Consider the following 14,106-nt stretch of genomic DNA (forward strand, 5'->3'; position numbering starts at 1 on the left):
GAACTTCAGGCGCGTTTGCGCATGTGAAAGATGGACACGGTCTCTGCCTTTGACGGGGGCAAGGGCAGGCCGGCGTTGCTGAGCCAGCTGGCTGGCAGGCTCTGGGGCGTTGACTTCATGGCTTCGAAGAACGGTGCGCTGTGAGCCGCATGGCCACCCTCGCCACCGGCAATGCGGAGCAGCCGAACGTCCCAAGCCCCTGATTTTCCGCAAAAAGGCAGGGTAACCGGCTGAGGTCGGCGATCCGCTGGCGGCTCTGCGCGGATAACGAACAGGAGGAGTTCGTCCTCGCGGCCTTGCGCCTGCCAGAGGACTCCGTCTGAGCCCTCGCCCTGCCAGACGCGGCCTTGGTGGAGCAAGTCACGCCATTGTTTGTGAAAGGAAATCCAGTCCGCCAGTTCGGCGCGTTCGGTGTCGGAAAGGGTGCGCGGGTCCATTTCGACGCCGAGGTGGCCGGTCATTGCCATTGCGGCACGAAAGGCAAGCGAGTGACGACGACCGGTGGCGTGCGCCGGGCTCGCGGCGATGTGCGATCCCATCACTTCGGGCGGTAAAAACGAGAGAAATCCGCGCTGTATGCCGATCCGACTGACGGCATCGATGTTGTCGCTGGTCCAGTAGCGGTGGCAGAAGTCGGCCATTCCGGCATCATTTCGGCCACCACCGCCGGCGCAGGACTCTACCTCAACTCTCGGGTGCGAAGAGCGAACTCTCGCGAGCAGAGCATAGACTCCACGAAGCTGAGCGGCACCACCGGCAGGCGCAAGATCGCGGTTGTGATCCCACTTGAGGTAGGTGATCGGAAGCTCGGTCAACAGCCTATCGAGACACCCAAAAAGATAGTCGCGAACGTCCTCGCGTCGCAGATCCAATACCAATTGATTGCGCGCCGTTGGACTTGCCCTTCCCGGCAGCGACAATGCCCAGTCGGGACGTGCGCGGTAGAGGTCGCTGTCGGGATTGATCATCTCCGGCTCGACCCAGAGCCCGAATTCCATGCCCAAAGCATTTACCCTGTCAGCCAGAGGCTTGAGACCGTTCGGATACTTGCGAGGATCGGGCGTCCAGTCACCGAGGCCGGCAGTGTCGTCATCGCGATTGCGGAACCAGCCATCGTCGAGGATGAAGCGTTCCACGCCGACCGATGCAGCCGCTTCGGCGAGAGCGACGATGCGCTCTTCGTCATGATCGAAGTAGCAGGCTTCCCAGGAATTGAGGTGAACAGGGCGCGGCCGCATCGCGCCGTCCGGCCACTGCAGCCGAGCGCGTACCGCATCGTGAAATGCCGATGCTGCACCGTTTCGCCCGGTGGTGGAAACTGCGAAGATCGAATCGGGCGCTGTCCAGTTCTCGCCCGGCGCAAGGGTTACTTCCCCCGGCTGGAGCAAGGCGCCGGCGCTGAGGGTCCAGAAGCCCTCGTCGTCGCGCTCTATGGCGATGCGATTGTCGCCGGACCATGCCAGTTGCAGCGCGCGGACGGTGCCGGTGTGGAGTGTGGCGCCCTCGTCCAGAACGTAGACCCCGCCCGGACCGCCGTGCCCCGAGATACCGCGACGGACCTCGCGTGCCCAAGTCTGCTGCGGCATGGCTTCGCGGCACTCGACCAATTCCGCATTGTGGCGGCCGCGCCAGGACAGGATCTCGCGGGCAGTGGCAGTGAGTGGAAGCAGCGCGCTGGCCAGCCAGTCCACGGTGAAAGGTTCAGCGCCAGCGTTGTGAAGGCTGTTGCGGCATACGTATGCTGTGCCGGCGACCTCGAAAACCTGCCTCAGTTCGACACCGGCAATTTCGTCGCGGTGCCGCAGCGTGACCGCGTTCTGGCTTTCCGTGATTTCACAGAAGGTAAATGCCACCGGTAGCGCACTACCATTCCGGCTGATCCGCAGCAGTTCCGGCCCAAACCAACCCAAGCCAGAGACTGGTGCTACGCTTAGCGGCACTTCCTCGTCGAGCGAGTAGGATGCAGGGCCGCGGGTTTCGGCCAGCAGCGGCAGGCTATCGACCGCTACCGTGGGGCCAAAGTGGCGCCATACAGGAGACCCGCCGTCTGGCGCGTCCCAGACCAGCGAGCCGTCGCCCGCATTCAGGACAATCGGGCGCGTCATCAGGCTGCGGCTGCTGGCTGCGGCATCGCGCTGACCCGGCCTTCGCGGACCCACAGCACCGAGAGTCCCGCCAGCGCCAGCGACACACCGCAGAACATCAGCATATTTCGCGGATCGCCGCCGAGCGCGAGCTTGTAGGCATCGAAGCCGATGGACACGAAGCCGAGGTCGAGCCTGCTCATCACCACCGCAAACAGCAGCATCGGGATGACGATCATCATGTTGAATATACCCATGTAGACGCCGGTGCGCTGCGGCGGGATCGAGTTGGTGAGGATCGCATAAGGGTTGCCCATGATGCTGCCCCACGCCAGCCCGATGCCGATTGCCGGCAGGAACAGCAGGGCCTTGTCCGTGACGTTGGGCAGGAGGAACATCCCCACGCCGCCAACGAACAAACAGAGCGCGTGAAGCGGCCCCGGCCCGATCCGCTTGACCAGCGGCACCATTGCGAAAGCGGTGACGAACGAGATGGCGTTATAGAACGCCGCAACTTCGCCGTTGGTCAGGACTGCCGTGTGAAACGCGCTGCTATGGACATCGGCGGTGCCATAGACCGTGCGGCTGATCGAATAGACGGCGTATGTCCAGTAGCCGGACATTCCGACCCATTGAAACAGGCTCATCAGCCCGAGCTTGCGCATGGCCACCGGCATGTCGGCAATCGCCTCGCCGATTTCGCGCAGGGTGGCCCAGGCGCCCTTGGGCTGCGCCTTGATGTGGGCCACTTCCTCGGCAGTCAGGGGCAGTTCGGGAACACGGAGAACCGACCACAGGATGGTGGTCAGTGACAGCACAGCGCCGATCATGAAGACGATGCGCACGGTGTAGGGAATGCCGTGGCTGTCGACCCAGTCCTGATTCATGCCGAAGCCGACGAGGAGCGACGGCGTGAGGAAAGCCAGCATCTGGGCGAGACCGGTAAATGCACTCTGCGAAAGGAAGCCGGCCTGGCGCTGATCCGGGTTCAGGCGATCAGAGACATAGGCGCGATAGGGCTCCATCGTGATGTTGTTGCCGGCATCGAGGATCCACAGCAGCGACATCGCCATGAGGATCGAACTGGAAAGCGGCATGAAGAACAGGCCAAGGCAGCAGAGCACGGCGCCGATCAGGAAGTACGGGGTGCGACGGCCCCACTTGCTGGCTGTGCGATCGCTCATCGCGCCGATGATAGGCTGCACCAGGAGGCCGGTAATCGGGCCCGCGAGTTGGAGCATAGGTAGCTGGGATTCGTCAGCGCCGAGGTAGCTGTAGATCGGCCCCATGTTGCCCTGCTGCAGGCCGAAACTGAACTGCAGGCCAAGGAAGCCGAGATTCATTTCCAATATCCGCGCCAGTGGCAGATGCGGCCTGCGGATACTGTTTCCTTCGTGCATGCGCGAACTCTCCCGTCGGGTTCACGGACCCGTTGGAACAACCATGTCACATGCGCAGAGCAAAAACAACAATCGATTGCAATATGGGCTTGCCGAATGTCGCCACCGGGGAAATTGTGATTAAATCAGAACTGGAGGGCGCTTTCGGGCGTGGCCGCCAACACGGCCTCGGCGCGCTCGCGCATCCGATTTGCGAACTGGCCATGGGTGACGATGTAGAGATCGTTCGCGAGTATGGCATCCGCGACCATTTCGCCAACGAGATCAGGGTCCATCCAGTCGCTGCCGACGACGCGCTCTGCCAAGGCCTGTTCGGATGCAGCGAAACCGCTGCCCTCACGCAGATGCGCTGGCCGATTTCGGGCCGCCTCGTGAATGTTGGAGCGCACGAAGCCCGGACAGAGGACGCTGCTGCCGATGCCCTTGGCGGCAAGATCGGCCCGCATGTTTTCGGACAGATTCAGCACGGCCGCCTTGCTGGCGGCGTAGATCGCAAGGTGCCCCGGCATTACAACCGTTGCCGCGAGCGAGGCAGTGTTGACGACATGGCCGCCGCGCCCATGCGCGATCATCTGCGGCAGGACCGCCTGCAAGCCGTTGACCACGCCGCCGAGATTGACGCCAAGGCCGAAGTCCCAATCAGCATGAGTTGCCTCGAGCACCGGCCCTTCTACCCCGACACCAGCGTTGTTCACCAGAATGTCCACGCCGCCCAGTTCGTCGTCGAGACGCCGTGCTGCTTCGGCGTAAGCCTGGCGGTCGGTAACGTCGAGTTCCATGGCGATCACGCTTTCGCCGAGACCTTCGGACGCCAGTACCCTGAGGGCCTTACCGATGTGATCTGGCCGCAAATCGGCGATTATGATGAATGCGTCGCGTTTGGCGAGAGCCTTGGCAATCCCGAGGCCTATGCCGGAAGCCCCGCCCGTGATGAAGGCATTGCGGCCGGCAAAGGATGTGATTGCCATCGTCATAATCTCCTGCCCGACGCCTTATTCGCCGGGACTTATCAGCACCTTGCACTGATGCGTGCGCTTGCGCAGGCTTTCGAACACGTCGGGCGTTGCATCGAGCGAAATCGTGTCGGTCACCAGCAGGCGCGGTTCGGCGGCGCAGCGATCAAGCGCATCGAGCGCAGCTTCGTATTCCTGCCGCGTGAAGAAGGCGGACGTCACCAGCTTCACCTGCTTCGACAGCATGGCGAAGCTGTTGAAGCTGTCGGGACGGGTGCAGAGCCCGAGCAACGTGATCGTGCCATCGTTGCGGACCTGATCAACCGCCTGGGCGATCAGGCCGGGCATGCCGACGCATTCGAACACGACATCGGCCTTGCCACCCAGCGCCTTCTCAGCGCTAGCGACGGGGTCGGCGGGATCGACGACGAAATCGTGTGCGCCCATCTGTAGCGCCCGATCGCGCTGCCATTCGGCAAGGTCCTGCACGACCACGCGCCCTGCCCCGAACCGCCGTGCCCAGAAGGCGACAGCGAGGCCAATGGGGCCAGCACCGAGGACCAAAACACGGTCACCGATCTTCATTCGGCTGAGCGCGACGCCATGAAGCGCGACGGCCAGCGGTTCGACGATCGCGCCATCGGCGAGGCTGGCGCTGGATGGAAGACGCACGCACTGGTTCGGGCGGGTCAGGGCGTATTCGGCATAGCCGCCGCCCTGAAGCCCGAATTTCTCGCACCACTGGACTTCCCCAGCGCGGCAGGCGTGACACTGGCCACAGCTTTGCAGCGGGATGACCGAGACGAGATCGCCGGTCCGCAGGCCTTCCACGCCCTTGCCGAGAGCAACGACTTCGCCCGCGAATTCATGGCCGAGCACGGAACCGGCGCCCTGCCCGTAAGCCGGGTCCTCGGTCATGTGCAGATCCGAACCGCAGATGCCGCAGCGGCCGACCTTGACCACGACATCGCCCTCCCCCGGCGTGGGATCGGCGATGGTCTCGATTGCCAGGGGCTTGTGCAGCCCCTGCATCACGGCGGCGCGCATGGCGGTGTCCTTACTTGTACTTGCCGAGCATCATGCCGCCGTCGATCACCACGTGGCTGCCAGTCATATAGTCCGACGCATCCGAGGCGAGCAGAAGCGCAAGCGGCTTGAGCTGGTCCGTCTCGGCAACGGAGCCGAGCGGGACGATGGCGTCCCACGCGGCGCGGGCAACAGGATCCTTCTTGAGCCAGCCACCGCCGATGTTGGTGACGAAGGGGCCGGGGGCGATGGCGTTGATGCGAATCTTGAATTCGGCGAGTTCGAGGCCGAGGGCGCGCACCATGTGCAGCACGCCAGCCTTGGCGGGCATATAGGGCAGGCCGACGATCGGTTCGGTGACGAGGCCGGCATTGGAGGCGGTGGTGATGATCGAACCTCCGGTACGACCGTTGGCGCGGCCTTCCTTCTTCATGATCCGCACGGCATTGCTGACGGTGTAGAATACGCCGTTGAGGTTGATCTGGATCGAACGGTCCCAACGGTTATGGTCGTAAGTGTCGACCTGTCCGTCCTCGTTGCGGTGCCCTGCAGGATTCCAGAAGCCGGCACCCGTATCGATGCCGGCATTGGCGAAGCAGATGTCGAGACCGCCATAGGCGCGGTCGTGGGCGTCGAAGGCAGCGACGACATCGTCCCAGCTGGACACATCGAGCCGGTCGGCGCGGACCTCATAGCCTTCGGCGCGCAGGCGGGCGGCTTCGCGGGCGGCACCATCGGCGTCGATGTCGGTCAGGGTGACGGCAGCGCCGGCTTCAGCCATGGCTTCGGCATAGGCGAGGCCGATGCCCGATGCGGCGCCGGTGACGAGCGCTGAGCGGCCCTTGATGTCAAACCTGTCGAGCGTTCTCATTGGCATCCTCTTGTATTGATTGTTGTTCGCGATCGATCAGGCGCTGCAGCATGCGGCGGGCGCGGACGCCGCCGCCGTCGCCATTCAGGATCAGCGGGCGCAGATCCCAGAAGTCTGCCCCGCGCATGAGGCGGTGGCTGTCGCGAATGATCGGCATGTCTTCCTGCTCGAACGCGAATTCGAGCGCGCCACGCATGGCGGCGGTGAACTCGGCATCGCCCAGCTTGTAGTCGCGGGCGGTGGCCCAGAAGTAGTGCGTGGTGTCGGGCGTTTCCGGCGTGAAAGCATGGAGCGAGGGCAGCAGCGTGCATTGCTCGCGCGGGGTGCCGGGATCTCCGGCGCGGAAGTCAAAGTAGAGCACGGCGGGCGCGTGCCATTGGACGAGGCCGTAGAAATCCTGCCTGCGTCCTTCGGTGCCCATGACCGCGGCAATGCCGACCGAGAGATGGTCGTTCAGGCGGACGTATTCGGCGAAGACACTATTGCCATCCTGCCAGAACTTGCGCTCGCCCTCGGTGAAAGCGCTGGCGACAAGTGCGGGATGGACGAAGTTGGCGTGGCTGAGATCGAGGATGTTGTCGCTGTAGAGCTCGTAGTGCCCCTCGGCGACGGTTGTGCCGCGTACGGCCTCCCACCTCGGGTCCGAGAGCCATGAGAAGTCCGGGATCAGCGACGCGTCGGCCTTGGCCGTGTCACCCATCCAGATCCACAGCAGGGCATGGCGCTCGACCAGCGGGTAAACCTGCAGGTTTGCGTCGGGCAGCTGGCCGCCGGGGTGCGGATTGTGGACGCAATGGCCCGCACCGTTGAAGCGCAGGCCGTGGTAGGGACACATCAGCGCGCCATCGACCACCGTGCCATGACCGAGCGGCGCAAAGCGATGCGGGCAGCGACCGGTGATCGCGTGCGCTACCCCTTCCGCGTCACGAAACAGGGCGACCGGCTCCTCGAGGAACGTGCGCTGCTTCGGTTCTGCACCTAGATCGCTCGCCCAGCCAGCCACATACCACGTGTTGCGGAGGTACGTCCCCCGTGGCTCCTGCCCGAGCCGTGGAACCGGTGCCCTCTCCTCGCCCACGATCGCCGCGTCAGAGATAGAGGGCGGGGTTGATCGCGATATCGTGCTCGCGGCAGTAGCTTTCGTAGTGGTTCATGAACCACCACACGTCGAGCGTCTCGACGTGGTTGCCCTGCTCGTCGAAGAACTCGTTCGCGCCCTGCATGTGGAACAGCGCCTTCATGCCATTAGGGTCGTCGGTCACGAGGGTGTGTGCCGTGCCGGGCGTTTCGGTGATGAAATCGCCGGGGCGGCAAACCCAGTCGTATTCGAGGTAACGGAACGAGCCCTCAAGGCCGATCGCCCAGACCTTGCCGCGGTGCTTGTGCGTACCGATGACACCCGGCCCCTTGATCCACAGCACGTTGACGTAGACATTCTCGCGCACGTCGAACGCAAGGTGACGGATTGCGGCGTTGTCGCCGAACGGAACCCACGGGCTCTCGATCTCGGACGATCCGACGTAAGTGCCTTCGACGCCCTTGGCGCGGATCAAGTCACCGTAGAGTTCGGGGACATTGACGATCTTGTAGGCGCCCGAGGGGGGCGCAGTCATGGTGCCCATGGCGTCCTCAGAGATAGAGCTTGGGGTTGATGGCGATGCCGTTCTCGCGGCAGTAGGTCTCGTAGTGGTTGATGAACCACCAGACGTCGGTGGTATCAACGAGCACGGCGTTCTCATCGTAGAATTCGATCGGGCCCTGCATCCATCCGAACAGCTTGCAGCCTTCCGGATGGTCGGTGACGAGCGTGTGGCTCTCGCCCGGCGTTTCGAGGATCAGGCCGCCGGGGGTGGCAACCCAATCGTACTCGAGGTAGCGGACGCTGCCTTCGAGGCAGACCATGGTGATGGTGCCGCGGTGGAAGTGGGTGCCGATTACCCCCGGCCCCTTCACCCACAGGATGTTCGAGAACAGGTTCTGGCGCACGTCGAATGCGAGGTGCTTGATCGCGGCGTTGTCACCGAACGGCACCCACGGGCTGTCGACGTCGGTCTGCGCGTCAATGTAACGACCGCCGGGGCTGAGGCGCTGGACCAGCTCCTTGTGTGCGAAAGGAACGTCGACAATCTCAGCCTTGTCCGAGGGCGGCGCTGTCATCACGGTGGCGGTGCTCATTGTACAGGTCCTCTCAACGGATCAGCGTGTCAACGTAGTCGGCACCAATGCCGACCTTTTCGTAGTGTTCGCGCGCTGCCTTCATGTAATCGAACACGTCGTAGTGGCCGACAGTGTTGCCCTCTTCATCGAGCCACATCAGCGGGCCGGAGACGACGAAGAAGACCTTCATCGGGTCCTCGTGCTCGTAGCAGACCAGGGTATGGCTCTCGCCCGGGGTTTCATAGACGAAGTCCCCAGCCGTGGCGGTCCAGCTGTGCTCGAGGTAGGCCCACTTGCCGCTGATGGTGTAGGCCCAGATCGGGTGCGGGTGATAGTGGCGGTTGACGAGACCCGCCTGCTTGCTCATCAGGACATCCGCCCACATGTTCTTGGCCGGGCTGATCCAGACGGGCTTGGAAAATACCGTTTCGGAGATCGGCACCCAGTAGCGTTCGTCGCCCTCGGCTATCTTGGGCATGTAGACTTCCGGCAGGCCGCCTTCGCGGAAGACCTTGTCGACCGGCTTGATGTCCTTCCAGAATTCCGTGTGCGCCGCTTCAGGCATATGCTCTCTCCGTAAGGATCAACGCGGGCGAAGCCGAAGGGGTGACGACCCCGCCCGCGCAAATCGTTAAGCTTGTCAGAACTCGAAGCCGAGCCTGACGTACCATTCGGCCGGACGGCTGTAAGTGCCGTAGATCTGGCCGCCCGCGATCTGTGCCTGACCGGTCACGAGATAGCGTTCGTTGGTGATGTTGGTGCCGCCGACCGTGAGGTTCCACTGGTTTTCCGGCGCCTGGTACTGCAGGCTGGCGTTCACGATGTCGGTCGTCGGACGCAGCAGCAGGATCGTGCCCTCGGTGTCGTTGCGCATGCCGGTGGTGTGGGTCCAGTCAGCCAGCGCGACGATCTTGCCATCGCCAACGGCCATCTCGAAGCGGGGCGCGACGTTGAACTTCCACGAAGGTGCCTTGGGCAGGTCCGATCCCTTCAGCACGCCGAGCTGGAACGGATTCGGTGCAACCTGCGCCGGAGCCAGCACGTTCGTGTAGTAGGCATCGAGATGACCTGCCGACGCAGTGATGGTGAAACCATCGGCGGGGGCTGCAACCATTTCGATTTCGAAACCCTTGATGCGAGCATCGCCGGCGTTCTGGATGGTCGGCGAGACGCCCTGCTGGAAGTTCAGCTGGATGCCCTTGTACTTCGTGGTGAACACTGCAGCGTTCAGCTGCAACCTGCGGTCCAGCAGCGTCGACTTCACGCCGGCTTCGAAGGTCTCGGCGATTTCTTCGCCAAAGGTCGGAGCGACCGGAAGCGGATTGGACAGACGGGTTGTCCAGCCACCGGTCTTGTACCCGCGCGAGAACGAGCCGTAGGCCATCACGTCTTCGGTCGGATGCAGTTGCAGGCCGAGCTTGTAGGAGAAGTCGTCAAACGTCTGCTTGTTTGGCGCAGTCGGATAGTAGCGGAAGGGTTGCGACGGGATCGGGAAGCCGACAGCCGTGGCGCAGGCCGCGGTTGGATTGCCGGTTGCGGGATCGGTGGCAAGGCAGTTGAACAGCTTGTAGTTGAAGCCGTTCACGTCAGCCTGTGCGCCGTCGTACTGCTTGTTCTCCTTGGTGTAGCGGGCACCAACCGAGATGCCGATCAGGTCGCTGACGCGCCAGTCGATCTGGCCGAAGCCGGCGTAGGCTTCGGTATCTACCTTGCCGGGACCATCAACCTGCAACAAGCCGGCCGAGAAGGTCACGAAGTCGCGCAGATCACCCTTTTCCTTGAACCCATAGCCGCCAAGCACGAAGTTCAGCGCCCCGTCCATCGCCGAACCGGTCAGCTGGACTTCCTGGCTGAACTGGTACTGATCGACGATGAAGCTGGTCTGCAGCATCGGCAGCGGGGAGTTGTCTAGGTCGACACCTGCCTTGAAATCGACTTCGCGATACGAAGTGATCGACTTGAGCATGACGTTGTCGGATAGGTCATACTCAAGGTTGAGGCCAAGGCCCCACTGCTTCAGCTTCGAGAAGTTGTTGCCGTTGGCGTAAGTGGTGTCCTTGTCGGTGTTCACCCAGCGGCCGTCGTAGGGCAGCAGATTGTTGAACGGATCGCCGTCGACATTGCGGCTGGCGAGACCGGGGATGGTATTGTAGCCGCTTACGCTGGAACGCGGGCCACAAAGAGCGGTGGCGTTGCGTGCTGCGATCTGAGCTGCAGTGGCGCCGATGCAGAAATTGTAGAGGCCAGCAAACAGGAAGCCCGAGCTGCCCGTCACGACGTCAAGTGCGGTGCCGGGGATGTTGTTGGCAGCAACACCAGCGAACGGTCCGGGAATCGGCGTGACGGCCAGGACGGTGTTCGCAGTCGAGTCCTGATCGATGTTGGTGTAGTCACCGCTCAGCGTTGCGCGGAAGCTGGTGCCATTGTCCCAGCGCAGCTTGCCGCGCAGGTTCCAAGAATTGTCGCCGCCCTGGCGGCTGCGGGTTTCATAGCCCGAGGCAGGGAACTGTGTGAAGCTGTCGTTCGCGCCGGCATTAGGATAGGGGATGCGCTTCTGGAACCCATCGCGCTTGTGAATGCCGAATGCGACCGAGGAGCTGAGACCTTCAGTCAGCGGAATGTCGACAAGGCCACGGGCCTGAACGCGATTGAAGCGGCCGACGGTCACGTCGCCTTTGACGTGGAATTCCTTGCCCGGCGTGTGCGTCACGATCGAGATCGCGCCGCCGATGGTGTTACGGCCGAACAGAGTCCCCTGCGGTCCCTTGAGGACCTCGATCCGTTCGACGTCGAGCAGGTCCTGGTTGGCACCAATGGAGCGGCCGAGATAGACGCCATCGAGATAGACACCGACGGCAGGGTCGATGTTGAACGCGAAGTCGGACGAGCCGATGCCACGGATCGTCGCACCCAGCACGGCACTCGAACCGGAGAACGGGGTTGATGCGTCAAGGGTGACGTTGGGGGTGATGCCGGAAAGCGCCGAAACGTCGCCCACTGCGCGTTCCTGGAGAGCGCCGGCGGTAAATGCAGTGATTGCGATTGGCACGTCTTGGACGTTTTCCGCGCGCTTCTGTGCGGTCACCACGATCTGTGCGATGCCGCCGGTGTTGTCTTCGGCCTGAGCCTGATCCTGCGCAAACGCTGGCGCGGCAAGAGCCGCGGCCATGGCTGCAATGGAAACCGATGCTATTCTCATGGTTTTCCTCTCCCTGTTTTTTCGGAGCGGGGCCCCTGCCCCGGAATCTCGCCAGCTTGATAGGCACTGGCGAAAATGGTCGCTTGCACTCACGCGCAAGCTGATAAGGACTGCTGCGCAAAAATCATGCTGCGCAGCATTCCGTTACGTCATGCTGGCGTCTTTCTGCCCATCCGCCAGTCGCGCGGAGCTGCGCCGAACTGCTGACGGAAGCAGCGCGTGAAGTAGGCGCTGTCGTTGAAACCCAGCTCGAATGCGATCTCGGTAATGCTGGCATCGGGCCTTGCCATCAGCCTGTCGGCCGCGCGGCGCAGGCGCTGATCGAGAATGTACGCCGTTGGCGTGGTCCCCATCGCCGCGAAGATGTTCTGCACCGTACGAACCGATACACTGCAGGCATCTGCCACGGATGTTGTGCGCAAGGCCGGGTCCTCAAGGTTGGCTGCAACCATGGCCAACACGCGACGGCGCAGATCGGCCTCGCCTGCGTCGGTCGATGGACGCTGCGCTCCACGCATGGCCATGGCGGCAAGGTCATAGAATACGGCGTTGACGCCGATTTCCCATTCCGGATCCTCTGCGGCGCGCTCGCCCTGCTGCCACAATGACAACAGGAAATCGTGGAACACGCGCCCGCCAGGTGTCGCGCCGCACATGCGCTGCATCAGCGCATCGTCGATCCCCGAAAAGCGCTCGGCCAAAGGCGCTCGCGGGAACTCGACCACGAGCAGTTCGTGGCCGGTGAGACGGATCGAATAGGGCTGATGAGGACTTGCCAGAACGAAGTCACCCGGCAGGAGCGTGCATTCCTGGCGCCCCTGCGTGTGCTCGCTGTTGCCGCGGCATTGCAGGTGGAGGATCAGGCGCTCGTCATCCTGCGGCAGAGGATTGCGACCTACTGCCGAATGGGAAGAATCCGTGCGGATCATGTCGAGTTCACCGACGCGCCACGACAGCATCTTCCCCGCGAAGTCTTCTCCGGGCACGTTGACGAATGTGCCGGTGAAGGCCCGATCCGCAATCTCGTTCCAATATCGCGCCCGATCAGGTGGAGCGACGTCGGCCGTGTGAAACTTGAGAAGCGCACCCATGGTTCTTCTCCGTTGTGTCAGGCGATCGAGGGGATCGCGTTGCCAGAGCGCCGCGCAACAACGCGCGGAGCGGATTCGATAAGTCCAAGTGTCAGGAAACCTGCCAGCACGGTGCAGCCGAGCATCAGCCACAGCGGTGCGGCAAGGCCGTAAGCGTCAGCCAGCGTCCCGGCGAGGAATGGCGACAGAACCCCGCCAAGGACTTCGCCGGTGCCCATCACGACGCCGGTCAGCGTCGCAGTCAGACGAGGGTCGACCGACTCCGAAGGGATCGTGGCCATGAACATCGGGAACAGCCCGTTGAGGCCCCAGCCGAAAAAGAAAATCGCGGCGAGAACCCAGGCCGAGCCTTCGTAATACAGGCCGCCCAGAGGCAGGATCACGCCGAGGAACGAGAAAAAGATCATCACCGGGCGGCGGCCAATAACGTCGGAGATTGCCGGTACGGCAAAGCTGCCCAGGCCCGCCGAAATACCCAGCGTTGCCATCAGCCAGCTCATTGTGTCGGGATCAAACCCGCGCGCCTTCGTCAGGAAAAGCGGCATGAAGGCCCAACATACGACCAGGTAGGAAACCAGCAGGATCGAGATCAGGGCGCAAAGGATGACATTGCGGTGCCCGAACGCTTCACGCAGCGTGACTTTGGGCGCAGCGTCATCATGCGTCTCAACCGGCGGCTCGCGCAGCGTGAACCAGATGAGGGCCGCGGTGACGAGTCCGGGCAATGCAGCCAGGTAAAAGCCCGTCCTCCACCCTACGGCAACGGCTACGGGCACCAGCAGCAAGGGCGCAAGACCGGAGCCAAGAAGATTGGACCCCAGATTCTGCGCGACCCCCATGGCGAGGCCGCGGCGTTCAGGCGCGACCTCGGCGACGATCATCGAATGGCTGACCGGCATGACCCCGCCCTCGGCAGCACCCATCAGGAGGCGCGCGCCAAGGAGCATCAGGAATGAAGATGCAGCACCCGAGATGAATGAGCACAGGCAAAAGGCGATGGTGGCGATGACCACCACTGGTTTGCGGGAACCCAGCTTGTCCGAGATGCGCCCGACTAGCAGGCCCGACAGCGCCCATGTGAGCGACAGGGCGGAGCTGAACATGCCGACTTGCGTATTGCTCAATTGCAGGTCCGGCTGGACGAACGGCATCAGGAAGTTGAGCGCATTGCGGTCGAAGAAGAGGATGCCGAAATTGAGGCTGAGGAGCGCGGTAACCCACACTTGGTAGCCGCTGCTTCTGGCCTTTCCGGCATTCATCTTCGCAGTCGCCAACATTTACCTCTCCCATCTTCCACTTGCCGATCCCATGCCGACATTGTTCTC

At 62.9% G+C, this 14,106-nt stretch carries 12 protein-coding genes; all 12 read right to left on the reverse strand.

The window, feature by feature from the left end:
- Window positions 1-5 precede the first annotated feature (5 nt).
- The 12 genes from ACZ1JY_RS03670 to ACZ1JY_RS03725 all read right to left on the reverse strand — a co-directional run bounded on the left by ACZ1JY_RS03670 (window position 6) and on the right by ACZ1JY_RS03725 (window position 14,058).
- Window positions 6-2,105, reverse strand: a complete 2,100-nt coding sequence (locus ACZ1JY_RS03670; RefSeq protein ID WP_465130390.1) for an alpha-galactosidase — start codon at window positions 2,103-2,105, stop codon at window positions 6-8.
- Window positions 2,105-3,427, reverse strand: coding sequence for an MFS transporter (locus tag ACZ1JY_RS03675; RefSeq protein ID WP_240344626.1), 1,323 nt, complete (start codon window positions 3,425-3,427; stop codon window positions 2,105-2,107). The genes ACZ1JY_RS03670 and ACZ1JY_RS03675 overlap by 1 nt, the downstream gene beginning before the upstream one ends.
- Before the next feature lie 182 nt (window positions 3,428-3,609).
- Entirely contained in the window at window positions 3,610-4,452 is an 843-nt protein-coding gene (locus ACZ1JY_RS03680) for an SDR family NAD(P)-dependent oxidoreductase (protein ID WP_465130391.1), read from the reverse strand.
- A gap of 24 nt (window positions 4,453-4,476) precedes the next feature.
- Window positions 4,477-5,484, reverse strand: a complete 1,008-nt coding sequence (locus ACZ1JY_RS03685) for a zinc-binding dehydrogenase (RefSeq protein WP_465130392.1) — start codon at window positions 5,482-5,484, stop codon at window positions 4,477-4,479.
- Window positions 5,485-5,494: 10 nt separating this feature from the next.
- Window positions 5,495-6,334: an SDR family NAD(P)-dependent oxidoreductase gene (locus ACZ1JY_RS03690; RefSeq protein WP_465130393.1), complete on the reverse strand. Its 840-nt coding sequence runs from the start codon at window positions 6,332-6,334 to the stop codon at window positions 5,495-5,497.
- Entirely contained in the window at window positions 6,312-7,412 is a 1,101-nt protein-coding gene (locus tag ACZ1JY_RS03695; protein ID WP_465130394.1) for a Rieske 2Fe-2S domain-containing protein, read from the reverse strand. Before ACZ1JY_RS03695 ends, ACZ1JY_RS03690 begins: the two co-directional genes overlap by 23 nt.
- A gap of 10 nt (window positions 7,413-7,422) precedes the next feature.
- Complete coding sequence (locus ACZ1JY_RS03700; protein WP_465130395.1) at window positions 7,423-7,956, reverse strand: 2,4'-dihydroxyacetophenone dioxygenase family protein; 534 nt, start codon at window positions 7,954-7,956, stop codon at window positions 7,423-7,425.
- 7 nt (window positions 7,957-7,963) lie between these two features.
- The gene (locus tag ACZ1JY_RS03705; protein WP_118073738.1) at window positions 7,964-8,509 is read right to left on the reverse strand and encodes a 2,4'-dihydroxyacetophenone dioxygenase family protein; all 546 of its coding nucleotides are present in this window, start codon (window positions 8,507-8,509) and stop codon (window positions 7,964-7,966) included.
- A gap of 13 nt (window positions 8,510-8,522) precedes the next feature.
- On the reverse strand, window positions 8,523-9,056 hold the full coding sequence (locus ACZ1JY_RS03710) for a 2,4'-dihydroxyacetophenone dioxygenase family protein (protein WP_118073737.1): 534 nt from the start codon (window positions 9,054-9,056) through the stop codon (window positions 8,523-8,525).
- 75 nt (window positions 9,057-9,131) lie between these two features.
- A complete protein-coding gene (locus ACZ1JY_RS03715) occupies window positions 9,132-11,690 on the reverse strand; it encodes a TonB-dependent receptor (RefSeq protein WP_465130396.1) in 2,559 nt (852 codons plus the stop codon).
- Between the two features lie 149 nt (window positions 11,691-11,839).
- On the reverse strand, window positions 11,840-12,781 hold the full coding sequence (locus tag ACZ1JY_RS03720; protein ID WP_118073736.1) for a helix-turn-helix domain-containing protein: 942 nt from the start codon (window positions 12,779-12,781) through the stop codon (window positions 11,840-11,842).
- Window positions 12,782-12,798: 17 nt separating this feature from the next.
- Window positions 12,799-14,058: an MFS transporter gene (locus tag ACZ1JY_RS03725; RefSeq protein WP_465130397.1), complete on the reverse strand. Its 1,260-nt coding sequence runs from the start codon at window positions 14,056-14,058 to the stop codon at window positions 12,799-12,801.
- Window positions 14,059-14,106: the final 48 nt, after the last annotated feature.

The sequence above is a fragment of the Novosphingobium sp. BL-A-41-Hi4B-X5A genome (genome assembly GCF_055521705.1).

What these genes read in the sequence shown, in the direction of transcription:
- ACZ1JY_RS03670 (WP_465130390.1), bottom strand. Translation starts at nt 2,105, where the DNA reads ATGACGCGCCCGATTGTCCTGAATGCGGGCGACGGCTCGCTGGTCTGG.
- ACZ1JY_RS03675 (WP_240344626.1), bottom strand. Translation starts at nt 3,427, where the DNA reads ATGAATCTCGGCTTCCTTGGCCTGCAGTTCAGTTTCGGCCTGCAGCAG.
- ACZ1JY_RS03680 (WP_465130391.1), bottom strand. Translation starts at nt 4,452, where the DNA reads ATGGCAATCACATCCTTTGCCGGCCGCAATGCCTTCATCACGGGCGGG.
- ACZ1JY_RS03685 (WP_465130392.1), bottom strand. Translation starts at nt 5,484, where the DNA reads ATGCGCGCCGCCGTGATGCAGGGGCTGCACAAGCCCCTGGCAATCGAG.
- ACZ1JY_RS03690 (WP_465130393.1), bottom strand. Translation starts at nt 6,334, where the DNA reads ATGAGAACGCTCGACAGGTTTGACATCAAGGGCCGCTCAGCGCTCGTC.
- ACZ1JY_RS03700 (WP_465130395.1), bottom strand. Translation starts at nt 7,956, where the DNA reads ATGGGCACCATGACTGCGCCCCCCTCGGGCGCCTACAAGATCGTCAAT.
- ACZ1JY_RS03705 (WP_118073738.1), bottom strand. Translation starts at nt 8,509, where the DNA reads ATGAGCACCGCCACCGTGATGACAGCGCCGCCCTCGGACAAGGCTGAG.
- ACZ1JY_RS03710 (WP_118073737.1), bottom strand. Translation starts at nt 9,056, where the DNA reads ATGCCTGAAGCGGCGCACACGGAATTCTGGAAGGACATCAAGCCGGTC.
- ACZ1JY_RS03715 (WP_465130396.1), bottom strand. Translation starts at nt 11,690, where the DNA reads ATGAGAATAGCATCGGTTTCCATTGCAGCCATGGCCGCGGCTCTTGCC.
- ACZ1JY_RS03720 (WP_118073736.1), bottom strand. Translation starts at nt 12,781, where the DNA reads ATGGGTGCGCTTCTCAAGTTTCACACGGCCGACGTCGCTCCACCTGAT.
- ACZ1JY_RS03725 (WP_465130397.1), bottom strand. Translation starts at nt 14,058, where the DNA reads ATGTTGGCGACTGCGAAGATGAATGCCGGAAAGGCCAGAAGCAGCGGC.